Origin of the sequence: Bittarella massiliensis (ex Durand et al. 2017) (assembly GCF_009876955.1) — a bacterium.
In the GTDB taxonomy this organism is placed as follows: Bacteria; Bacillota; Clostridia; order Oscillospirales; family Ruminococcaceae; genus Bittarella; species Bittarella massiliensis.
In genome coordinates this window covers 576243-597577 of sequence record NZ_WWVY01000002.1, presented here as the reverse complement: position 1 = coordinate 597577, position 21335 = coordinate 576243, and the positions used below count along the sequence as shown (strand labels likewise).

General features: G+C 67.6%; 19 protein-coding genes. 15 read left to right on the top strand and 4 right to left on the bottom strand.

What is annotated here, in order from left to right; all coding sequences use genetic code 11:
- Positions 1 to 494: 494 nt before the first annotated feature.
- The 4 genes from GT748_RS03860 (at position 495) to GT748_RS03845 (ending at position 6718) form a co-directional block, all read left to right on the top strand.
- The gene (locus GT748_RS03860) at positions 495 to 2123 is read left to right on the top strand and encodes a Na/Pi cotransporter family protein (protein WP_021660200.1); all 1629 of its coding nucleotides are present in this window, start codon (positions 495 to 497) and stop codon (positions 2121 to 2123) included.
- A gap of 505 nt (positions 2124 to 2628) precedes the next feature.
- Complete coding sequence (locus GT748_RS03855) at positions 2629 to 3195, top strand: CDP-alcohol phosphatidyltransferase family protein (protein ID WP_044993067.1); 567 nt, start codon at positions 2629 to 2631, stop codon at positions 3193 to 3195.
- Positions 3192 to 4604: a phospholipase D-like domain-containing protein gene (locus tag GT748_RS03850; protein ID WP_073261135.1), complete on the top strand. Its 1413-nt coding sequence runs from the start codon at positions 3192 to 3194 to the stop codon at positions 4602 to 4604. The genes GT748_RS03855 and GT748_RS03850 overlap by 4 nt, the downstream gene beginning before the upstream one ends.
- A gap of 179 nt (positions 4605 to 4783) precedes the next feature.
- Complete coding sequence (locus tag GT748_RS03845; protein WP_243147939.1) at positions 4784 to 6718, top strand: alpha/beta hydrolase family protein; 1935 nt, start codon at positions 4784 to 4786, stop codon at positions 6716 to 6718.
- 81 nt (positions 6719 to 6799) lie between these two features.
- Here the strand turns inward: GT748_RS03845 and GT748_RS03840 are convergent, their stop codons facing one another.
- The 3 genes from GT748_RS03840 to GT748_RS03830 form a co-directional block, all read right to left on the bottom strand.
- The gene (locus tag GT748_RS03840) at positions 6800 to 7339 is read right to left on the bottom strand and encodes an SLOG family protein (RefSeq protein ID WP_021660565.1); all 540 of its coding nucleotides are present in this window, start codon (positions 7337 to 7339) and stop codon (positions 6800 to 6802) included.
- A gap of 95 nt (positions 7340 to 7434) precedes the next feature.
- Positions 7435 to 8001: an ImmA/IrrE family metallo-endopeptidase gene (locus tag GT748_RS03835; RefSeq protein WP_021660564.1), complete on the bottom strand. Its 567-nt coding sequence runs from the start codon at positions 7999 to 8001 to the stop codon at positions 7435 to 7437.
- A complete protein-coding gene (locus GT748_RS03830) occupies positions 7988 to 8329 on the bottom strand; it encodes a helix-turn-helix domain-containing protein (RefSeq protein ID WP_021660563.1) in 342 nt (113 codons plus the stop codon). The genes GT748_RS03835 and GT748_RS03830 overlap by 14 nt, the downstream gene beginning before the upstream one ends.
- A gap of 1165 nt (positions 8330 to 9494) precedes the next feature.
- Between GT748_RS03830 and GT748_RS03825 the strand changes: the two genes are divergently transcribed.
- The 11 genes from GT748_RS03825 (at position 9495) to GT748_RS03775 (ending at position 20881) form a co-directional block, all read left to right on the top strand.
- Complete coding sequence (locus GT748_RS03825) at positions 9495 to 9965, top strand: hypothetical protein (protein WP_161222313.1); 471 nt, start codon at positions 9495 to 9497, stop codon at positions 9963 to 9965.
- Positions 9956 to 11413 (top strand): phage terminase large subunit, encoded by a 1458-nt coding sequence (locus GT748_RS03820; protein ID WP_021660558.1) that lies wholly within the window; start codon positions 9956 to 9958, stop codon positions 11411 to 11413. The genes GT748_RS03825 and GT748_RS03820 overlap by 10 nt, the downstream gene beginning before the upstream one ends.
- A 751-nt stretch (positions 11414 to 12164) precedes the next feature.
- Entirely contained in the window at positions 12165 to 13697 is a 1533-nt protein-coding gene (locus GT748_RS03815; protein WP_021660555.1) for a hypothetical protein, read from the top strand.
- A 556-nt stretch (positions 13698 to 14253) separates the two neighbouring features.
- Positions 14254 to 14733 carry a hypothetical protein gene (locus GT748_RS03810; protein ID WP_021660554.1) on the top strand — a complete coding sequence of 160 codons (480 nt, stop codon included), beginning with the start codon at positions 14254 to 14256 and terminating at the stop codon, positions 14731 to 14733.
- A gap of 102 nt (positions 14734 to 14835) precedes the next feature.
- Positions 14836 to 16023 (top strand): N4-gp56 family major capsid protein, encoded by a 1188-nt coding sequence (locus GT748_RS15150; RefSeq protein WP_021660553.1) that lies wholly within the window; start codon positions 14836 to 14838, stop codon positions 16021 to 16023.
- Entirely contained in the window at positions 16023 to 16250 is a 228-nt protein-coding gene (locus GT748_RS03800) for a hypothetical protein (RefSeq protein ID WP_021660552.1), read from the top strand. Before GT748_RS15150 ends, GT748_RS03800 begins: the two co-directional genes overlap by 1 nt.
- Entirely contained in the window at positions 16247 to 16786 is a 540-nt protein-coding gene (locus tag GT748_RS03795; RefSeq protein WP_143161619.1) for a phage adaptor protein, read from the top strand. The genes GT748_RS03800 and GT748_RS03795 overlap by 4 nt, the downstream gene beginning before the upstream one ends.
- Positions 16787 to 16789: 3 nt before the next feature.
- On the top strand, positions 16790 to 18013 hold the full coding sequence (locus tag GT748_RS03790) for a hypothetical protein (protein WP_021660549.1): 1224 nt from the start codon (positions 16790 to 16792) through the stop codon (positions 18011 to 18013).
- The gene (locus GT748_RS03785) at positions 18007 to 18297 is read left to right on the top strand and encodes a hypothetical protein (protein ID WP_021660548.1); all 291 of its coding nucleotides are present in this window, start codon (positions 18007 to 18009) and stop codon (positions 18295 to 18297) included. The genes GT748_RS03790 and GT748_RS03785 overlap by 7 nt, the downstream gene beginning before the upstream one ends.
- Entirely contained in the window at positions 18287 to 19132 is an 846-nt protein-coding gene (locus GT748_RS03780; protein WP_021660547.1) for a hypothetical protein, read from the top strand. Before GT748_RS03785 ends, GT748_RS03780 begins: the two co-directional genes overlap by 11 nt.
- 33 nt (positions 19133 to 19165) lie before the next feature.
- Positions 19166 to 20881, top strand: a complete 1716-nt coding sequence (locus GT748_RS03775) for a hypothetical protein (RefSeq protein ID WP_073261139.1) — start codon at positions 19166 to 19168, stop codon at positions 20879 to 20881.
- Positions 20882 to 21169: 288 nt separating this feature from the next.
- On the opposite strand, the gene GT748_RS15690 is transcribed toward GT748_RS03775, so the two are convergent.
- Positions 21170 to 21304 (bottom strand): hypothetical protein, encoded by a 135-nt coding sequence (locus GT748_RS15690; protein WP_021660479.1) that lies wholly within the window; start codon positions 21302 to 21304, stop codon positions 21170 to 21172.
- Between the last annotated feature and the right edge of the window lie 31 nt (positions 21305 to 21335).

Sequence of the window (21335 nt, the reverse complement as noted above, 5' to 3'; positions counted from 1 at the left end):
GCTTGCGGGTGTGCGTTTCCCTGCAATGGGGAGAGGGGGTGTATGGCCGGACGAGGGGGTGCGCTCGCGGGCGCGCGTGTTTTCCTGCAATGGGGAGTGGGGCGTATGGCCGGATGAGGGGGTGTTTGTGGGCGCGCGTGTTTTCCTGCAACAGGGGGAGAGGGTGTACGGCTGGACGAGGGGGGCCGCTTGCAGGTGCGCGTGCTCTCTTGTAACAGGGAGGATTGTACGGCCGGACGAGGGGGAAGCCACTTGTGGGGGCGGTTTCCCGGCGGCCGTGTCCTCCCTTGACGCGCCGGCTGTCTTCCCGCACAGAGGAGGGGGCTGAAATTTGTGCAGGAATTTGTCGGCAACCCATTGCAATTGCCGGACAATTTCTATATCATTAAAATATATAATACATGTAAAAAGAATGTAAATTCTGAGAAAAGTCCAGCGAATCTTGCGGGGAGGGGGACCTCCCTAAAATTACGGTAAAGTGGGTTTGTGTGACGATGGGAATTGGCAACATTCTGGCCCTTTTAGGGGGCCTCGGCGCATTTCTGTTTGGCATGAAGTACATGGGCGACGGGCTGGAGGCAGCTGCCGGGCCCAAGATGAGCAACCTGATGGAGACCTTGACCCGGACGCCGGTGCGGGGCTTTTTGCTGGGGATGCTGGTGACGGTGGCCATTCAGTCCTCCTCCGCCACCACCGTCATGGTGATGGGCTTCCTCAACGCCGGCATCCTCAACCTGGCCCAGGCCACCGGCGTCATCATCGGCGCCAACATCGGCACCACCATCACCAGCGTCCTCATTGCGCTGGACATCTCGGCCATGGCGCCCTTTTGCATCTTCATCGGCGCGGCGGCCCTTCTCTACTGCAAGAAGCGCACCTACAAGCACATCGGCCAGGTGGTGCTGGGCTTCGGCATCCTCTTTCAGGGGCTGGACACCATGAGCGGCGCCATGGGCGCCCTCAAGGACGTGCCCGCCTTTCAGCAGTTCATCACCACCGCCAAAAACCCCATTGTCGGGGTGCTGGTGGGGGTGCTGCTCTGCGCGGTCATCCAGTCCTCCTCCGCCGCCGTGGGCGTGTTGCAGGCCCTGGCCCTGCAGGGGCTGATGCCCATCCACTTTGCCTCCTTCATCATCTGCGGCATCAACATCGGCTCCTCGGTGCCCCCCTTCCTCTCGGCCATCAGCGCCAAGAACAACGCCAAGCGGGCCGCCTGCATCTACTTCATCTACAACGTCATCGGCGCCCTCCTCTTTGTGCCCATCACCCTGTTCACCCCCTTTACCGACTGGATCGAGATGCTCACCGCCGTGCCCATGGTGCAGGTCTCCCTCTGCCACATTGCCTTTAAGGTGGTCACCGGCCTGGTGCTGCTGCCCTTCACCGACGGCATCGTCAAGCTGTCCTACAAATTTGTCCCCCGCAAGGCCCACGAGGACGAGCGCCGCCTCCTCTTCATCGATAAGAACCTGGCGACCTCCCCCAGCGCGGCGGTGGCCCAGATCCAAAAAGAGGTGGAGCGGATGAGCCGGGTCGCCCGCAACAACTTTGTGCGGGCCGCCGAGGGGCTGCTCAAGTCGGACGTCTCCCAGGCCGAGTTGATCCGCGACCAGGAGGACTTGATCGACTATCTAAACCACGGCATCACCGACTTTCTGGTGAAGATCACCAAGCAGGAGATGCCCGGGCGGATCTCCCTCTACGTCAGCCGCATCTTCCACGTGGTCAGCGACATCGAGCGCATCGGCGACCACGCCCTCAACCTGCTGGAGCGCACCGAGATGTTTGTGGACAGGGAGCTGCTCTACTCCCCCATGGCCATCCAGGAGCTGGAGACCATCTACGAGGCCGACCTCTACCTGTTTGACCGCTCCATCGGCGCCTTCCTCCGCCAGGATCTGACCGACGCCGAGGAGGGAGAGTTGCACGATTTGGAGGAGCGGGTGGACGAGCTGGTCCTCACCTCGCAGGACAACCACGTGGCCCGGCTGCGCCGCAACGAGTGCCAGACCGAGCCCGGCCTGGTCTTTGACGAGGTGCTCAACGACCTGGAGCGCATCGGCGACCACTCATTCAACATCGCCCAGGCCGCCAAAAAGGGGAAGGCCGCGCGGATGGTCTGATTTCCACTGGGTTTTCTGAGCTGGGAGGGCCCTCCTTTTCTGCGGGTGGCATCGTGTTTTCTCTGCGCCCCACTGCCAAGATGGCGGTGGGGCGCTTTTTGTGGTGTGGCAGGAGGGAGGGGAGGCATTTTCCGCGGCGGCGAAGAGGGGGTGCGGGGGAAGGGGAAAAGGGGGGGCTGTTGCGAGACGGAGGGGTGTGGGAAATCGGTTGGAGTGATTGGGGGGAGAAGAAAGTGGGATGCTGTGGTGGGGCCACGGCGGGGGCGAGCTTCTCTTTGAGATTTTGTCACAGATGGCCGGCGCTGGGTGCGGGCGGTTTTGAGGAGGGAGGGCAAAAGCGGTCCGTTTTGTGCTGTTTTCGGCGGCTGGCGGGGAGATATGCGTGGGCGGCGCGCGGGGGAAAGGCGGACCGGCGAGGGGGCGCCTTTCCGTCCGGCGGTTGTCGCCACCCCCCGGGCTGTGCTAAGATGGGGGAGGAAACCAATTGAAGAAGGAGTGGTTCGCTGTGGAAAGACCCCGCCTCAAGGAGGCGCTGAATATCCCCAACTGCATGTGCTACTTTCGCATCCTCCTCATCCCCCTTTTCGTCTGGCGCTTTGCCACCGCCGAGACGGCGGCCGACTACTACCTGGCGGGGGGGATCGTCGCCCTCTCAGGGCTGACCGACCTCTTTGACGGAAAGATCGCCCGCCGCTTTCAGATGGTCACCGAGCTGGGCAAGTTCCTCGACCCCCTGGCGGACAAGCTCACCCTGGGAGCGCTCCTCCTCTGCATGGCGCTGCGCCGCCCCGCCCTCTGGCCGCTGATGGCCCTCTTTGCGGTGAAGGAGGGGTTCATGGCGGTGATGGGGATGCTTTTGCTGCGGCGGGGGCGCAAACTCGACGGGGCCATGTGGTTTGGCAAGGTCTGCACCGCCACCCTCTACCTGGCGGCGGCCGTCCTCCTCCTCTTCCCGGGGCTGCCGGGCGGGGTGCAAAACGGCATCGCCCTGCTCTGTGCGGCGGTGATGGCGGCCACTTTGGGGCTCTATGTCCCGGTCTTTCGCCGGATGTGGCGGGAGAGCGCCCGATGAGCCGCCGGCTGGCCCGGGCGGCGGGCATTGCCCTGGGGGGCTACCTGGGTTACGCCCTGGCGGGGGGCGTGCTGGCCTACTGGTTCCCCAAAAAGGCGGCCCCTGCCCTCCCCCCCGACGCCTTTCGCGGCGACGGGGAGGGGGTGGACCGGATGCTGCTGGTGGAGGAGCCGCGGGCGGGATTTGCTCGCCGGATAGAGGTGATGCGGGCGGCGCGGGAGACCTTGGATCTTTGCTGCCACTGCGCCAAGGCGGGGGAGAGTGTGGAGGCCTTTTTCGGCGAGCTCATCCGGGCCGCCGACCGGGGAGTGCGGGTGCGGGTCCTCTTTGACGGCAAGGTGGGGGGACTGAAGGAGGAGCACCGCGCCATCCCCGCGGCCCTTTTGAGCCACCCCAACATCCGCTTTCGGCTCTACAACCCCGTTGACCCCCTGCGCCCCTGGCGGTGGAACGCCCTGCTGCACGACAAGTTTTTGGTCGCCGACGACCGGCTGATGCTCCTGGGCGGGCGCAACCTGGGGGACGAGTACTGCGACCCGCCCGGGTACGCCGGGCCGGTCACCTACGACCGGGACGTGCTGGTGGAGAACACCGCCGCCGGCACCCTGCGGGGAGGGGAGAGCGCCGTCTTGCAGGTCAAGGGGTACATGGACGCCCTCTGGTCGGCCCGGGAGACCGCCGTTCCCCCCGCGGCCGACCCTGCCAGGGGGCGGGCGGCCCAGCGGCGGTTGCGGCAGATCGCCGCCCGCTGGGAGGCGCGCTGGCCCGAATACTACCGCCCCGCCCGCCCGGCGGGGGAGGAGACCCTCCCCACCAACCGGGTCACCCTGGTGACCAATCCGGTGGTGCCGGGGCCCAAGCCGCCGGTGCTGGGGACCACCCTGGCCGCCCTGCTCAAAGGGGGGCGGCAGGTGGACATACAGACCCCCTACGCCACCGCCAACCCCCGGCTGCTGGAGGAGCTACGGCAGATCGCGGGCGGGGCCCAGCGAGCGCGGCTGCTCACCAACTCGGCCTACTCCTCCCCCAACTTTCCCGCCTTTTCGGGGTATGAATACGCCAAGGGGGCCTTTCTGGACACCGGCTTTGCCCTCTGGGAGTACCAGCGGGCCGACTCCATCCACGGCAAGGCCTGCACGGTGGATGGCCGGATCGCTGCCGTGGGCTCCTTTAATCTGGACGACCGCAGCTTTTACATCGACACCGAGACCGCCCTGGTGGTGGACAGCCCGGCCTTCTGCCGCGCCCTGCAGGGTGAGTTCGAGCGGTTGTTTGCCCAGTGCGCCCAGGTGGGGCCGGACGGCGGCTATCTGCCCGGCCCGGTGGAGCCCGTGCCGGTGCCGCCCAAAAAGCGGGCCACCATGGCGCTTGTCTCCCTTTTCTCCCGGGCGGTGCGCCCGCTGATTTAGGGGGCTGCGACACCGGCGGTGCAGGGAGGGGGGCCCTCTCCCGAGGGGCCGTCCGGCCGGGGCGCTGGGCGGGGAGAAACGACTGTTTGGGGCGGCGGGCGGATTGCCGGCCCGGCTGGCCCGCAATATTTTGGAACCGGCAAACAGAGACCAAATGGAGGGAAATACGATTGGAAAAGATGACTTCCAGCAGCCTGCGCGAAATCAGTTTCGTCTCCGCGCTCCGCCACTCCCCGGAGGGGGGACACGCCGCCGCGGTGGTGAGCAGGGCCAACGGGGACAACGGCTACGACAGCCGCCTCTGGCTGGTGGGCGAGGGGGAGGTGTGCCCCCTCACCGCCGGTGGGGAGGAGCGGGCCTTTCTGTGGGAGGACGAGGGGCACCTCCTCTTCCCGGCGGCCCGCACCAAGGCCGAAAAGGAACAGACCGACGCCACCACCTATTACCGCCTGCCGGTGGACGGGGGCGAGGCTGTACCCGCCTTCACCGTCCCCCTCAAGGCGGTGGAGTTGCAGCGGATCGAGGGCAGCCGCTACCTGGTGACCGCCCTGGGGGAGCGGGACGACCCCGCTCCCGCAGAGGAGGACCGCTGGGCCGGCGACTACCAGGTCATCGACGAGCTGCCCTACTGGGGCAACGGGGCCGGGTTCACAAACGGCAAGCGCCGCCGTCTCTACCTCTTTGACGCGCAGACGGGGGCCTGTGAGCCCATCACCGCCCCCACCCAGCAGGTCTGCCAGGCCCGGGTCGCCGGGTGCGGGCGGTTTGTGGGCTATACGGTGCAGGGCTTTGAGGGGGTGCAGCCCCTGCAGCACACCTTCTGTCTCTACGACCTGACCAGCGGTGAGACCCGCATCTATTTGGAGGGGGACTACACCATCTTGCAGTTTGCCATGGCCGAAGAGGGCATCTTTTTGGCGGCGGCGAAAAATGACCGCTGGGGGATCGACCAGAACCCGGAGATCCTTCGCCTGGACGCCGAGACCGGGGAGGTGGAGACCCTGCTCGACCGGGACCGCAGCCTCTGCGACGCCGTGGCCAGCGACTGCCGGCTGGGCGGCTGCACTACCTTTGTCTGCGAGGGGGGCAAGCTCTACTTCACCGGGCTGGACGGCTACTCCTCCCACCTCTACACCCTGGAGCTGGAGAGCGGCGCCTTTGCCGAGCGGGTGCACCTCTCCGGTTCGGTGGACGGCTTTTCCGTCTGCGGCGAGCAGCTCCTCTGCGTGGCCATGGTGGGGCAGGACCTGCAGGAGGTGTACCGGGTGGAGGGGGACTGGCTGCAGCCGGTGACCGCCTTCAACCGGGCCTATTTGGAGAAGTACCCCCCCATCGCCCCCCAACACCTGACCTTTGCCGACGCCGACGGGGTGGAGGTGGACGGCTGGGTGCTCGTCCCCCGCGACCTGGAGGAGGGGGAGCGGCGGCCGGCCATCCTCGACATCCACGGCGGGCCCAAGGCGGCCTTTGGCGAGGTGTACTACCACGAAATGCAGCTCTGGGCCAGTCAGGGGTACTTTGTGTTTTACTGCAACCCCCGGGGCAGCGAGGGCAAGGGCAACGCCTTTGCCGAGCTGCGGGGGGCCTACGGCACCTACGACTACGATGATTTGATGCAGTTTTGCGATTTGGTGCTCGAGCGCTATCCCGCCATCGACGAGGGGCGGGTGGGGGTCACCGGCGGCAGCTACGGCGGCTTTATGACCAACTGGATCATCGGCCACACCGACCGCTTCCGGGCCGCCGCCTCCCAGCGCAGCATCTCCAACTGGCTGAGTTTCACCTACGTCTGCGACATCGGCTACTGGTTTGGCACCGACCAGATGGCCGCCGACGCCTGGTCGGACGCGGAGAAGCTCTGGTGGCACTCCCCCCTGAAATACGACGACAACTGCAAGACGCCCACCATCTTCATCCACTCGGACGAGGACTACCGCTGCTGGATCCCCGAGGGGTACCAGATGTTCACCGCCCTCAAACTCCACGGGGTGGAGACCCGGATGTGCGTCTTTCACGGGGAGAACCACGAGCTCTCCCGCTCCGGCAAACCCGAACACCGCATCCGCCGGCTCGACGAGATCACCGCTTGGTTTGACCGGCATTTGGAAAAATAGACAGACGAAAAAAGAGAGGGCGCAGACGCGTCCTCTCTTTTTGGTTGTATTTGGGCGGCCCTCCCCTTTGGGGTGGGGACTTTATAGGGCAAGGGTGAGCTGCTCCGGCCCCTCTTCGGCCAGGTTTTGGATGGGGAGCCCCCGGCTCTTGGCGTAGCGGACGGTGTAGGCGGTGCCGCCGGGCACCCCGCAGTGGTAGCAGATGAGCAATCCGGCGTGATCCACCAGCCAGCGGTTGCGGGCGTGAAAGCAGCCGCTGAAGTAGCGGGGGGAGAGGGTGATGACCTCGCCTGCCTCCCGGCAGAGGTGGTCAAAGGCGTACCGGTCCGGCCGGGGCCATCGGTCGGCCACCCCGGCATAGGGGACGGCGCAGACCAGCCGCGCCCCATACCCCGCCCCCCTGGCCCTGAGGACCTGCAGCCCCGCCAGGGTGTCAAAGCCCACGGCCATCCCGCAGAGGAAGGTGCGCTGCCCCCTTTGACAGGCGGTGGTCACGGCGCGGTAGAGGGCCTCCCGCAGGGAGCGATAGGCCTGGCTGTCGGGGGTGTAGGGGAAGGGGAACTTATCCGGCCGGTAGCCGGAAAAGGCCACCGCTTCGGCGGGGTCGATGGACGGGTTCACGGGGCGGTCTCCTCCCCTCTGGGGCCGGTGTGCGGGGGCGCGCCCGGCACAGGCGGTGGGTGTTGTTGGGGCGGCCCCTCCTTGAAAAAGAGGGGTCAGCGAAAGATGTCGATATTGCCGCCGGCGGGCCGCAGCGCCCTGCCGCAGGGGGCGAACACCTGTTCCAGCGGGCAACCGGCCAGATGGTTTTCCAGCGGGGCGCGCAGGTCGGAAAAGCGGTTGCGGATGACCGTGGGGCTGACCCCGTAGCGCTTTGCCAGCAGCCGTTCCAGGGCGGGGCGGTCCTGGGTGTAGAGGATGCGGCGGCGGGCCACCTCGGGCAGGAAGCTCTGGTAGGGGACCAGCAGCTGGGCCGCCCCCTCGTTGGCCTGCCACTCGTCCCACCGGCCGCGGGGGGCGTGGGGGCGGATGTGCAGGAAGAGGTGGATCATTTCGTGGGCCAGAGAGAACCGCTGGGCGGTGCGGGGGTAGGAGGAGTTGACGAGGATGCAGTCCTCCCCCATGATCATGGCGCCCAGGCAGCGCCCGTCAAAGGGGTGAAAGTAGACGGGGATGAGGGTCTGGGCGGTGTAGAGCAGGTCTCCGGCGGGGAGTTGGCTGCGGATCTCGTCCACCCGGCGGTAGAGGCTCTGGCGGCCGCGGATCGCCTCAGGCCCCGGCATCGCCGCCACCCTCGCCCTTTTTGCGGGCGATCTTCTGGGCCATGGTGACGAGAAAGTCGATGTCGTCCTCGGACAGGTCCAAATCTTCGGTCATGGATTTGAAGTGGTAGTAGAGGTTGCTGTCTTTGCCCTCCCACCCCATGAGGTAGCCGGGGGAGAGCTGCAAGACCCGCGCCAGAGCGGCGATCTTATCGGCGCCCATGTTCTTGATCTCCTCGGTCTCATAGCGGTAGACGGTGCTCTTGGCGACGCCCAGCTTCTGGGCCACGTCCTCGAGGGAGAGGCCGAGTTCCAGACGCCGGTTTTTGATTTTTTCGTTGATGGTCATAGGACACTCCTCCAATGGCGGAGACAAAGCCCGCCGGGAATGGGGGGAACACTTTTTTCAATTTCCCCAGGATACCCACAGTGTAGCAGATTTTTTGCAAATATGCAACGATTTTTCGCGAATTTTTGCAGAAAAACGAAACGGAGTGGGAAGGAGTACGGAGTTGCAGGCGGGTGGAGAAAGCGGTGTAGGGCGTCCAATACTCCCCAAATCGTTGACTTTAAGAAACGAGAATGGGATAATATAGTTGCTTAAAAGAATTTGCTCTCTTGAGTTTCGTTGCGGGAGAGAAAATGAGGTGGCAGAGCAGGGAGCGGGTGAAGGCGATTTTTTGTGCGGGCAGGGAGCTGCGGGCCGGGCGCGAAAGGGACGACAGTGCAGTTTCCGGAGGGCGACTTGGGGGAATGAAGGGATAAGGGGCCGGCTTTTTGTGCGGGCAGGGAGTTGCGAGCTGGGCGCGAAAGGGGTGGCAGCGCGGTTCCCGGAGGGCGGCTTGGGGGGATGAAGGGATAAGGGGCCGGCTTTTTGTGCGGGCAGGGAGTTGTGAGCCGGGCGCGAAAGGGACGGCAGTGCGGTTTCTGGGGATGAAGGGATAAGGGGTCAGCTTTTGCGGGCTTTTTGTTGGAGGGATCGGCGGGAGAGAGGCTGGAGGGGAGCGGGGAAATGGCTCTCCGCCACGGGACATCCCCTCTTTTTGAACGGTGAGAGGTCCTTGCAGTTGGGATGGCTGACAGGGCCTTCTTCCCCTGAGGCGGCGGGGCGGGGGGGAGGGGACAGGGGCGTTACGCGCCTTTTGCCGGGATGGGGCGGGGGAATACGAAAGGAAAGGCGCCTCTTGCGCCCCATCTGTCTCCGTCGATGTGGTTTTTAAGGTGCGGGGGCGGGCTATTTTGGAAGGGCTGCCGGGCTGCTTGATGCAGGCGATCGTTGCCTCTTTTTCAGAAGGAGGCCGCCGATTTGGAAGAGGTTTGAAGCGACGGGGACGCGGCTGGGAAAGGCCACCTGTTTTGCGGGGATGCTGGACGGGCGTTGAAGGACCCTCGGCGTTTTTGGGGGAAGAGTAAGAGCAGCCCTTTTCCGCCCGGGGAAAGACATCTTTCAAAGGTTGCGAATCGGCAATAAATCAAACGAACTTTGTTTTGTAGCGGACAGAGGAGGGGACGCAGTGGAGAAGGCGCCAGAGGGGCGGGGCCAGGAGGCAGACCTGCGGGCGGTCTGGGGACTGGCCAGCCGGGGGGCGACGCTGGGGGAGATCGCCCGTGCCCTGGGGATGGGGGAGAAGGCCCGGCGGCCCCGGGCCAGGGGGGACGCCGCCCTGGCGGAGGCCCTGCGACAGAACCGCCGCACCGCCGAGGGGCGGCTCTTTCAGGCGGCGATGGAACAGGCCACCGGCCGCTGGGTGGAGGAGGAGCGCCCGATGACCCTGAAAGAGGTGGAGTACGAGGGGGGCAAGAAGGTCTTTGAGCGGGAGCGGGTGGAGCTTGTCCGGCAGCGGCGGTACCTGCCCCCCAGCGAGAAGATGCTCACCTTTTTGTTGGGGGCCCTGCTGCCCGACCTCTTCGGCGGCGGGGGGCGGCCGGGCGGGGTGGAGGTGGTCCACCAGGTGCCCCGGCCGAAGGAGGGGAAATGCAGCTGACGCTGGATTACCGCCCCACCCCCAAGCAGGCCGCCTTTCACCGCTCGGCCGCCTTTGAGGTGCTCTACGGCGGCGCGGCGGGCGGGGGAAAGACCAAGGCCATCGCCATGGAGGCCCTGGTGGACGCCCTGGAGCACCCGGGGGTGCACAGCTACCTCTTTCGGCGCACCTACCCGGAGCTGCGGGACACCCTGCTGCGGGAGGTGATGGAGTCCCTGCCGCCGGGGATGGGCAACCTGCGGCAGACCACCCACGACCTGGAGCTGCCAAACGGCTCGGTACTCCACTTTCGCCACTGCCGGAGCATGGCCGACTGCTACCGCTACCAGGGGGCGGAGATTAACCGCCTCTACATCGACGAACTGACCCACTTTACCGAGGGGGAGTACAACTACCTGAAGACCCGGCTGCGGGCCAAGGCCAGCCTGGGGGTCTCCCCCCGGGTGCGGTGCACCGCCAACCCCGGCGGAGTTGGGCACGCCTGGGTGCGGGCCCGGTTCATCGACCCCATGCCCCCGGGCGAGGTGCGGGCCTTTGGCGGAAAGGACGGGCGGGGGCAGGCGGGACAGACCCGCCAGTACATCCCCGCCACCGTGGAGGACAACCCCCACCTGGCCGCCGGATACCGGGAGGAGCTGGAGCAAAAGCCCCCGGCTTTGCGGCGGGCCCTCCTGCTGGGGGACTGGAACGCCTTTGAGGGCCAGGTGTTCGAGGAGTTTCGGGACGACGCGGCGGGGTACCGCAGCCGGCGGTTCAGCCACGTCATCGACCCCTTCGACCTGCCGGCGGACTGGCCGGTTTACCGGGGGTTTGACTGGGGGTACACCCGCCCCTTTTCGGTGGGGTACTGGGCCAAATCCCCCGACGGGGTGCTCTACCGCTTCTTTGAGATCTACGGCTGCCGACCGGGGGAGGCGGACCGGGGACTGCGGATGGACCCGCGGACGGTGGCCCGGCAGGTGGCGGCCTTTGAGCGGGAGAACCTGGCGGGGCGGCGGATGGTGGGGGTGGCCGACCCCAGCATCTTCGACGAGAGCCGGGGGGAGGACGGGTGCGTGGCCGCCCTCTTTGCCAGGGAGGGGCTCTACTTTGAGAAGGGGGACAACCGCCGCCTGCCGGGGAAGATGCAGCTGCACGCCCGGCTCCGCTTCGACGAGCAGGGGCTGGCGGGGCTCTATGTCTTCTCCTGCTGCCGGGCCTTTATCCGCACCCTGCCCGCCCTCTGCTACGACCCCCTGCGGCCGGAGGACGTGGACAGCGACCAGGAGGACCACATCTACGACGAGGCGCGGTATGTCTGCATGGCAAACCCTCTCTACACCCCGCCGCCCCCCGCCGCGCCCCATCCGCCGGGGGGCGGACCGCTGGAGATCGACCCCGCGCCGCTGCGGGGAAACAGCCCCTACGACGCGATGATGATCGGCGGGACGCCGGTCTGGCCGGGGTAGTGTCTGCCGCGGTGGGAGCAGCGCGGTGCGGGAGGGCATTGACCGCATTTTTTTGCCGATGTGGGGGAAAGGGGTCGGCGGGCGGCCTTTTTGGGAGCCAACAGCTGCCTTTTCCCTGCGGCGAGGCAAACTTTTTCAGTGGGCTGCGCGCGGGTGAGGCGTCGTGTTGGGGCGGTGGGCTGTCCCTGCCGTCGGCGGCCCTGGACATTCCCTTTTCTGGGAAGGGGAGCAAGCCAAATGCTGCCTGTCGCGGGGATGGGGGGAGGGCTGCCGGCGGCTTTTTGGTCCCTTCTTTTGGAGGGGAAACACGCAACAAGCGGCTTTCCCCGGCGCAGGAGACCCTCTTTGCGGGAGGTGGTGTCGGGCGCACCGTCCCCTTATGGGGAGGGGGAGGCCGCCGCTGTGGGAAAGCGGCCCTGTGGTGAGCGGCGCGACCTGGCGGGGACTTTCTCTTTCGGGCGGGCCGCCCCCTTGGAGGGGAAGGGCGGACCTGCAAGGGGTGGGCCCGGCCCGGGCGGCGGGGGCATCTCGATGGGGAAGAGTTTTGCTGGCGGGGGGTGTCGGTCCTGCCGCGGCCAATGGGGCGGGGCCGACGTCCGGCAGCGGGGGAGGCGGCCCTCTGCCGGTGCTGAGAGCCCCACCCGTTCCCCGCGACGAGGGCGGCTGGCGCTGACGGATGAAAACGTCCCTCCGGGTACCGGGTGGGCAGAGAAAGAGGAGAGGAACGGAGAAATTGGAGAGATTGTAGGAGATGCGCAGGGCGCTGCGCCAGTACCGGGACGGCCTGGAGGGGTTTCACCGGGAGGTATTGGTCAACGAGGACTACTTTTGCGGCAACCACTGGAAGTACATCAAGAGGGGGCAGCTCAGCGGGCGGGAGCCCAAGACGCCCTTCCTCCTCAACGCCATCTGGAACAAGCACGCCGACGCCATGGACAACTACCCGGTGCCCCTCTTTCTGCCCCGGCGGCCGGAGGACAGGGAGGGCGCCGAACTGCTGGGCCAGGTGGTGCCGGTGCTGCTGGACAAGCTGGGATTTGAGGGGGTGTACAGCGACCTGTGGTGGTACAAGCTCAAGCAGGGCACCGGCTGCTACGGGGTGTTTTGGGATCCGGAGCGCGAGGAGATCCAGGTGAAAAACATCGAGTTGATGCGGCTCTACTTCGCCCCGGGGGCGGCCAGCATCCAGGACTCGCCCTATCTCTTCTGCCTCTCGCTGCTGCCCCGGGAGGAGGCGCAGCGCCGCTACGGGGGGGAGTGGCCCCAGTCCGCCCTCACCTGCCGGGACTACTTTGCCGGCAAGGGCCAGCGGGAGCTGGAGGGGAAGGTGGTCCTGGTGGACTGCTACTACAAGCGCCCCCTGCCGGGGGGAAAGGCGGCGGTGCAGCTGGCCAAGTTTTCGGGGGAGAGGTTGCTCTACTGCTCGGAGGACGAGCCCGCCTACCGGGAGCGGGGGCTCTACGACCACGGGCAGTACCCCTTTGTGCTCGACCCCTTCATCCCCCGGGCGGGCACCCCCCTGAGGATGGGGATGGCCGAGATCGGCCGCTCCACCCAGAGCTATATCGACCGGTTGGACTACCTCATCGAGGAGAACGCCCTGATTGCCGGGCGGCAGCGGTTCCTGGTGAAAAACGGGGCCGGGGTGGACGAGGGGGCGCTGGCCGACCTCTCCCGCAACTTCATCGGCTGCGACCTGTCGGTGGACGACAATGCGGTGCGCCCCTTACAGGCGGCCCCGCTGCCCGGCTTTGTGCAGGCCCACCGGGACCAGAAGATCGCCGAGCTCAAGGACGTGCTGGGCAACAAGGACTTTATGACCGGCGGGGTCGCCGGAGGGGTGACCGCCTACGGGGCCATCGTCGCCCTGCAGGAGGCGGGGAGCAAGCTCTCCCGCGACCTGATCGCCGGCAGCTACCGCGCCTTTCGGGAGGTGATCGGGCAGATGGTCTGGCTCATCCGTCAGTTCTACACCGGGCCCCGGCTGTTCTATGTGGGCGGGGCCTTTCTGACCCTGGAGGGGGCCCGGGTGACCCCCCACCTGGACATCAAGATCACCGCCCAGAAGAAAAATCCCTTCACCACCGCCGCCCACAACCAGTTGGTGTTGGACCTGTACAAACAGGGGGCCTTTGAGGCCGGGCGGGCCGAGGGGGCCAAGGCCTGCGTGCGGGCTTTGGCGCTGGAGGGGAAGGAGGCCATCCTCCAGGCGCTGGACGGGCTGGGGGCGGAGGAGGCGCCCTTGGCCCCGGAGGGAGTGGAGGGGGAGCGGACCGCCCTTTAGCCCCTTTTGGCCCCCTTTTAAAGGGAGGAGACGGGGAGAAGAAGAAGGACCCTGCCCGATGCGGGGACCAGCCGTTGGAGGGGGGAGTCGCGCCCCCTTCCCTTTGGCGGGCGGGGGAAGGCCTCGACGGTGGGCGGGGGGAAGAGGCCGGAGGGGCGGGAGAGGGTGACGCTCGGAGAAATGGGGTTTGCACGCCGCGCTCTTTGGCGAATGAAGGAACGGCCTGGAAACGGGTGGGAAGCAAGTCGAGCGAGGGAGGGCGCGTGCTGTTTGAAAAGGCGGGGCTCTGCGCCTCGCGCCGTCTGGTGGGTGGGGGAGGGGCCCGGCGGCGGACGGGGAAAGGATTGGGGGAGAGAAGGCGGGGCAGATGAAAAAGCGGGCCTTGCGCTGGGCCCCAGCCCGCCCCGGCAGACGTTGACAGAGAGCCTCCGGCCCCGCCCTGTGGGGCGGGCCGGGGGAGAAGGAGGAGAAGATGGACGAAGAGAGAGTGAACCAGACGGCGGACCCGGAGGGAGGCGCCGAGGAGGGATCGTAGGAGAGCGCCGCCCCCTACCGGGTGTTTGGCAGCGAGGAGGAGTTTGCCAAGGAGGTGGACGCCGCCCTGGAACAGGAGCGGGCCCAGTGGGCCGCCCGGGGGGAGGAGGTGGCCCGGCATCTGGGGGTGGCCAACCTGGACGAGGTGCTGGAACTGCCCAGTCCCCAGTTGGTGGAGGAGTTCAAGGAGGCCTTTGCCGGCGAGTGGGAGGCCGTCTGCCGCCGGGCCCCCGCCCTCACCGAGGGGGTGGGGCTGGAAGAGCTGGCGGGCAACCGGCAGTTTGTCTCCCTGCTGGCCCAGGGACTCTCCCCCCTGGCGGGCTACCTGGCCTGCTACGCCGAGCGGGTGCTGGAGAGGACACAGCCCCCGGCCCGCCCGCGGGAGGGGGCCCTGGAGGGCGACCCCGCCGGGGTCTTGGGGGAGGATGTCGCCGCCTTTACAGATGAGCGGCTGGAGGAGATCAGCCGGGCGGTGAAGCGGGGGCGGCGCATCCGCCTCTAAGGCCCGCCGGGACCGAGGAGGGGAGGGGAGCGCCATCTAAAATCGCAGGGGGACGAACGACAACCGGGCGGGCGACCGCCCCAACACGAGGAGGAAGACGACATGGAGCAACATGTGAACACCACGGCACAGACCGGGGAGGGCCAGGAGATCCTCTCGGCCCAGATGAAGACCTACTACGACAAAGAACTCATTCGCAACGCCAAGCCGAGGCTGGTGCACGACCAATTCGCCCAGAAAAAGCCCATCCCCCAGAACCGGGGGAAGACGGTGGAATTTCGCAAGCTGAACCCCTTTCCCCCGGCCAAAAAGCCCCTGGAAGAGGGGGTCACTCCGGCGGGGCAGAAGCTGGACTGGTCCACCCTCTCGGCCACGGTGAGCCAGTACGGCGACTATGTCAGCGTCTCGGACATGCTGGATCTGACCGCCATCGACCAGAACCTGCTGGAGGCGCAGGAGATCTTGGGCGACCAGGCCGGCCGCACCCTGGACCAGATCACCCGCGAGGTCATCTGCGGGGGGCACAACGTCCTCTACGCCGGGAAGAAGCTGGCCCGCCACACCCTGGTGGGCGGGGCGGAGAGCGGGAACGACTACCTCGCGGTGGAGGACGTGAAGCGGGCGGTCACCGCCCTGAAAAACAACCTGGCCGCCCCCATCCAGGGCAGCTACATCGCCATCATCCACCCCAACGTGGCCCACGACCTCACCGCCGACCCCCTCTGGGAGCAGGTCAAGAGCTACGACCCCAAGGACCTCTACGACGGGGAGATCGGCCGCCTCTTTGGGGTGCGGTTTGTGGAGACCACCGAGGCCAAGGTCTTTCAGGCCCCGCCCCTGGACGGCCGCGAGCAGCTGGAAGTCGCCAGCGCCAGCGGGACCGCCCTCACCGTCAAGGAGAGCCTTGTTGACGACCTGACCGGCCGCCAGATCCTCGTCGGGGGGGAGTGCTACACCGTCCGCTCCCAGAGCGGCAGCGCCCTCACCCTGGACCGGGCCTGCACCGCCGCGGCCGGGACTCCCGTCTTTGGCGGGGAGGCCGGGGCCGGCGGGGCCGACGTCTATGCCACCCTTATCTTTGGGGCCAACGCCTACGGGGTGACCGAAATCGAGGGCGGCGGCCTGCAGACCATCATCAAACAGCTGGGGAGCGCCGGCAGCGCCGACCCCTTGGACCAGCGGGCCACCGTGGGCTGGAAGGCCACCAAGACCGCCGCCATCCTCAGCGAGCCCTTTTTGGTGCGGGTGGAGAGCTGCTCCTCCGCCGCCAGGGAAGGGGAGATGCTGTGATGGCAAAGCGGGATTTTCTGCGGGAACTGGTGCCGGTGACCCTCTTTCGGGACGGGGGGGAGTACCGGGACGACGCGGTGGTGATCGTCAACGGCAAGACCTGGATCATCCGCCGGGGGGAGCCGGTGATGGTGCCCCGGTTCGTGGCCCTGGCCCTGCGCGACGCCGAGCGGCAGCGCCAGGCGGCCCGGGCGCTGATGGGCCGCTGTGAGGGTTCGCTGCGGTGAGGGCGCGGGAGATGATCGCCCGGGTGAAGGAGGCCTACCCCTCCACCCTGCCAGACAGCGCCATCCTCGCCCTGTTGCAGGAGGCCGAGGCCCGCCTCTGCGCCGAGGACCCCCTGCGCATTGCCTGCGAGTGGCTGCCGGTAAACGGTGAGGGACGGGTGGAGCTGCCCGCGGGGGTGCGCCCCTACATGGTGCAGCAGGTGGACGGCCTCCCCCTGGCCCTGACCCCCGGCACCGGCCGGGCCTGCAAGTCGAGCGACGGGGTCTTTCTCCCCGCGGGGCGGCGGGCGGAGAGGGCCCGGGTGGTCTACCGCCGCCCGCCCCCCACCCTTGCGCCCGAGAGCGAACTCACCCTGGACGACGGCTACGCCGGGTGCTACTTCTACTACGCCCTGGCCAAGTTGGAACTCTGGCGGGGGAACATCGGCGGGTACAACAATTACAGCGCCCTGCTGGAGAGCCTGACCGGGCAGTACACCCGGGCGGCGGTGCAGACCCTCAGCGGGTCGCGGCAGCGGTTTGTATCGGAGGTGTGAGGGATGAGGATGCCCCATCTGCGCCCCCTCTCGGGGGAGCGGCGGGCGGTGCGGCCCTTTCGGGGGCTGAGCGCCCTGGCCCCCGCCGGGGGATACCTGCAGCGCTGCCGCCGCTGCGAGATCACCCCCCAGGGGCATTTGGTGGGGGCCAGGGGAAAGGTGGAGGCCCGCCGGGCCCCCGGCCTGACCCAGTGCGGCGAGGGGTGGATGATCGCCCGAAACCGCTTTTACTGGCAGGGCATCGACCTGGCCGCTCCCATCGCCGCCGGGGAGAAGTCGGTGGTGCCCTTTGGCGAGCGGCTGCTCCTCTTTCCCGACCGGGTCTACATCGACCGGGTGCGGGGGGAGGCGGGGAATTTCAGCGCCCCGGCCATCGACTGGGCGACGGTGTTTTTAAACCGGGTCTTCGGCATCCGCGGGGGGAGCCTGCTGGCCAGCTCGGTGGGCAACGAGAACTGCTGGGACGACTTTCAAAACCCCGACGGCTCCCCCAAGGAAAACGGCGCCTTTGCCCTGACGCTGCAGGACGCTCCCTTCACCGCCCTGCTCCCCTTTCAAAACCACCTGATGCTCTTTCGGGAGGGGGATTTCTTCGAGCTCTACGGCACCCGCCCCTCCAACTTTGCCCTCACCCAGGTGGCGGGGCTGGGGGTGAAGGAGCCGCGGCACCTGACGGCCTTTGACGACCGGCTCTACTTCTTCTCCCAAAACCGCATCTGGCTCTACCAGGGCGGCGGGGTCAGCGACCTGCTTGGGCACCTGGGCTGGCGGTTTGAGGACTGCGCCCTGCAGGCCTTCGGCGGGGGGCTGCTCATCGCCGCGCCGGAGAGCGTCTACCTCTGGCAGGACGGCTGCCTGCTGGAATTGGAGGAGGGGCTGCACTGCGACCGCCTCTTTTGCGAGGGGGGGCAGGTCTACGGCCTGGACTGGGGCGAGGGGGTCTGCTGGCGGTTTCTCGCCGGCCCCCGGCAGGCCTACGAAGTCGGAGTCAAGACCGGCCTTGCCGGCGGCAGCTGGGAGGAGTACCGGGTAGAGTGCCGGGGCGAGGTGGCCGCCGCCTGGGAGGGCCGCCCCCTGGGCGAGAGCCGCAGCCGGGAGTTTGCCCTGCTGCGCTGCTTTGTGGCCCGGGGCGGCAGGGAGCCGGGGCTCTTCACCCTGCGCTGCGGCCCCGACGCCGAGGTGGCGGGGCTGGCCGTGGAGGTCAAAGGGGGGGAGAGCGGATGGTGAACCTGTCGCCGGCGCGCCTCTCCTCCGGCGGGGCGGAAGAGCGGATCGCCGCCCTGGAAAACACGGTGCTGCGGCTGCGCAAAGAACTGGAGTACGCCCTGCAAAACCTGGATGCGGGGAATTTGAGTCCCACCCTGGCCCAGACCCTAAACGGCGGGCCGGTGGATCGGGCGGCCGCCCGCGCAGCGGACACGGCCGGATACACCGGAGAATTGCGGCTGGGCGGGACCCGGCTGCGGGTGGAGGAGGGGCGGATCGTCGAGGTGATGGAAGATGGGATATAAAGAGGATCTGAAGCGGGTCCTCAAGCAGTTGGAGGAGACCAAGTTCACCTATGCGGTGGACGACGACCCCGCCTACATCCGCCAGCGGAAGGCGGGCAAGGAACAGACCGCCGCCCGGCAGGACGGGGCCACCGCCGACGACCGGGCCCGGGCCGCCGGGGCGGACACCAGCTACGGCCGGGCCATGCGCGCCTACCTGGAGCGGCAGCGGGGCGAGGCCGACAGCGCCCTGCGCCAGCAGTACGGGCAGCAGGCCAAAAAGGCCTACGACGCCCGGGTGACCGGGCTGGAAAAGGAGCGCGACGGGCTGAAAGAGAAGGTGCTCAAAGAGGAGCAGAAGGCCGCCGCCGAGCGGGCCGCCGCCCAGGAGCGGGCGCGAAAAGAGGCCCAGCGCCAGGAGGAGCTGCGCATCAAGGAGGAAAACAAGCTGGAAATCGAGCGCATCCGCGCCCAGGCCAAGGTGGAGGCCGCCCGGCTGGCCGCCAGCAAGAAGAGCGGCCGCTCGTCGAGCGGGGGGGCCGGCGCTGCCAAGAAGAGTGCCGGCTCCAGCACCGTCAAGAAGGGCGCCGGCCAAAAGGCGCCAGCCGCCTTTGACGAGACCAGCGGCAAGTTTCGCTCCCTGGCCGCCGAGAGCCACAAGCAGTACCTGCTGGGTTACAGCCGGGGAAAGGAGAGCGGCGGGGAGGAGCGGGGCAGGAGTTTTGGCTACCAGCAACAGGTGCGCTGGCTCTACGCCCAGGTGGACGGGGACCCGCAGAAGACGAGGGCCCTGGCGGACTATTTGAAGATACCGGCGGCCTACACCAGCGAAGAGGCCCTGGGCCGGCTCTACTGAGCCCCGGCCGGGAGAGAGGAAAGGGGAGACGAGATGGACTATCAAATTGCGGTGCGGGAGGACAAGGGCTTGGAGGTGGGGACGCCTCCGCCCCTGATCCAGGGGGAGAAGGGGGTGGACCGGCTGGTATTCACCCTGCCCGACCCCTACCGGGGGATGGCGCTGGACGACTTCTCCTTCACCGCCAACCTGGAGAGCGCTGCCGGCTGCCACAAGCTGGCCGCCGCCCGCTCGGAGCGGGTGGAGGGGGCGGTGCGCTGTGTGCTGGAGCTGGACTGCTCTTTGGAAGGGCTGCGGGACGAGGTGCTCCTCTCCCTGGAGGGGCGGGACGGGCAGCGGGTGCTGGCCACCCGCAAGACCGCCCTGCGCTTTGTGCCCGGAGCGCGGACCGAGGCCATCGCCCAGGCAGGGGAGAGCCTGTTTGAGAGCTTTTTGCAGTCTGTCAGCGCCGCCCAGCGCCGGGCCGAGACGGCGGCGGAGGGGGCCTCCCTCTCGGCGCTGGAGGCCGAGAACGCCAAGCAGGCGGTGGCGAATGTGGGCAGCCTGGCCAACCAGTCGGCCGCCCGCGCCGCCGAGAGCGAAAACCAGGCCCGCCAGTACCAGCAGCTCTGCGCCGCCGACCGGCAGGAGGTGGTGGCCGCCGCCCAGGCGGCCCAGACGGCGAAGACCCAGACGGCCACCGACGCCCAGAACTGCGCCGAGGCGGCCGAACAGAGCCAGCTCTGCGCCAACTCCGCCCAGGCGGACGCGGCGGCTGCCCAGTCGGCGGCCACCGCCGCCCGCACCGCCGCCTCCGACGCCGAAAGCGCCGCCGGGGCCCTGGTCCAGGACGGGGTCCTGCCGGGCAACCTGCTGCAAAACCCCAGCTTTGAAGAGGGGGAGGAGGGCTGGACGCTCACCGAGCGAAGCGAGCAGCCCAGCCCCCTGCACGGCCGCTACGGGGCGGCGGTGGGGATCGGGCACACCCTAGAGACGGCGGCCGACCTGGACTGGCAGCCGGGGGACTATTTGGTGACGGCGGTGGCCCGGGGGGTGGGGCGGCTCTTTGCCGCCGCGGGGGATTGCCAGGTGGAGATGGGGCGGATCAACGCCAAGTTCACCCTCTACGCCGGGCTCCTCCACCTGGAGGCCGCGACGGCTGCCCCTCTGACCTTTACGGTGGTGTCCGGGCGGGGCTACCTGGACTGCGCCCTCCTCTTTGCGGTGCCGGCGGACTGCGCCGGCCTGGACGCTGCCCAGTGGCTGCAGAAGCTGCAACACTACCCCTACACCTGGGGCGCCGGACCCCAGGGGCCGGTGCTGGACGGCGCGCGGCGGGCGACCGCTCTGGGGGCGGACGTGGAGGGGCTGGCCCGGTTTTCCGCCGGTGTCCCCCTCCTGGCCCGGCCGGGGGTGGACTACGCCCCGGCCGCCGGGGGCGACTGTGCCTTTGTGGGGGAAGACTGCCGGGTTACCGGGCAGTCCTGCATCTGGCGGCGGCAGGGGGACTTTGTGGCCCTGGCCGGGGAGGTGGAGCTGGATGACTGCCAGCCCGGCTTCCGGCTCATCGGGCTGCCCCTGCCCCCTCGCTCGGCCCCTGTCGGCGGCGTCTGGCGGTGCGATCCCCCCTGTGGGGAGGAGCTGACCCTGGCCGGGGAGGCGGGGACAGACGGCCTTGCCTTTGCCGTGCGCCGCGGGGGCAGCAACCAGCCTGCCCCCGCCCTGGAAGGGGCGGCGAAGTGCTGGATCTGGGTGTGGTACCTGGTGTAGGGCCGTTCCCCTAAAAAATGCGCCCCCGGCCCCTGTGTGAGGGGACTGGGGGCGTCTGCGCTCCCCGCCGGAGGGGGCGGAGAAAAAAATAAAAGGAAAAAGGCCCCGCGGAGTGGGGCCTTTTTCCCTGTGGGATGAAAAGATAAAAGTATGAAAAGAAGGTGAGAAATAGGAGGATTCCGTTTCATCGGAATCTGTTTCTGCATCTGTAGTATAGCAAATTTGCGGGGTATTGTATATGCACAAAAGAGCTAAAGAAATATATTTTGATTTAGTGATAGTGCTCTATTACAGGTCGTCGGCATCCTGCACCGGTGTCTCGTCCGGGTTCAGGGGAACGCCGGTCCAGGAGCCCTGGGGGTCGGTGATGATGCGGCTTTGGGCAGCCTTTTTGCGCCGCTCCTCCCGCTCTCTCTCGGTCATGTTCTCACCTCCTCTCCCCCAATAGGTCGCC

Excerpts from the sequence above, each read along its gene's own strand:
- GT748_RS03860 (WP_021660200.1), top strand. The coding sequence starts at position 495 with ATGGGAATTGGCAACATTCTGGCCCTTTTAGGGGGCCTCGGCGCATTT.
- GT748_RS03850 (WP_073261135.1), top strand. The coding sequence starts at position 3,192 with ATGAGCCGCCGGCTGGCCCGGGCGGCGGGCATTGCCCTGGGGGGCTAC.
- GT748_RS03845 (WP_243147939.1), top strand. The coding sequence starts at position 4,784 with ATGACTTCCAGCAGCCTGCGCGAAATCAGTTTCGTCTCCGCGCTCCGC.
- GT748_RS03835 (WP_021660564.1), bottom strand. The coding sequence starts at position 8,001 with ATGCCGGGGCCTGAGGCGATCCGCGGCCGCCAGAGCCTCTACCGCCGG.
- GT748_RS03830 (WP_021660563.1), bottom strand. The coding sequence starts at position 8,329 with ATGACCATCAACGAAAAAATCAAAAACCGGCGTCTGGAACTCGGCCTC.
- GT748_RS03820 (WP_021660558.1), top strand. The coding sequence starts at position 9,956 with ATGCAGCTGACGCTGGATTACCGCCCCACCCCCAAGCAGGCCGCCTTT.
- GT748_RS03815 (WP_021660555.1), top strand. The coding sequence starts at position 12,165 with ATGCGCAGGGCGCTGCGCCAGTACCGGGACGGCCTGGAGGGGTTTCAC.
- GT748_RS15150 (WP_021660553.1), top strand. The coding sequence starts at position 14,836 with ATGGAGCAACATGTGAACACCACGGCACAGACCGGGGAGGGCCAGGAG.
- GT748_RS03800 (WP_021660552.1), top strand. The coding sequence starts at position 16,023 with ATGGCAAAGCGGGATTTTCTGCGGGAACTGGTGCCGGTGACCCTCTTT.
- GT748_RS03790 (WP_021660549.1), top strand. The coding sequence starts at position 16,790 with ATGAGGATGCCCCATCTGCGCCCCCTCTCGGGGGAGCGGCGGGCGGTG.
- GT748_RS03785 (WP_021660548.1), top strand. The coding sequence starts at position 18,007 with ATGGTGAACCTGTCGCCGGCGCGCCTCTCCTCCGGCGGGGCGGAAGAG.
- GT748_RS03780 (WP_021660547.1), top strand. The coding sequence starts at position 18,287 with ATGGGATATAAAGAGGATCTGAAGCGGGTCCTCAAGCAGTTGGAGGAG.
- GT748_RS03775 (WP_073261139.1), top strand. The coding sequence starts at position 19,166 with ATGGACTATCAAATTGCGGTGCGGGAGGACAAGGGCTTGGAGGTGGGG.
- GT748_RS15690 (WP_021660479.1), bottom strand. The coding sequence starts at position 21,304 with ATGACCGAGAGAGAGCGGGAGGAGCGGCGCAAAAAGGCTGCCCAAAGC.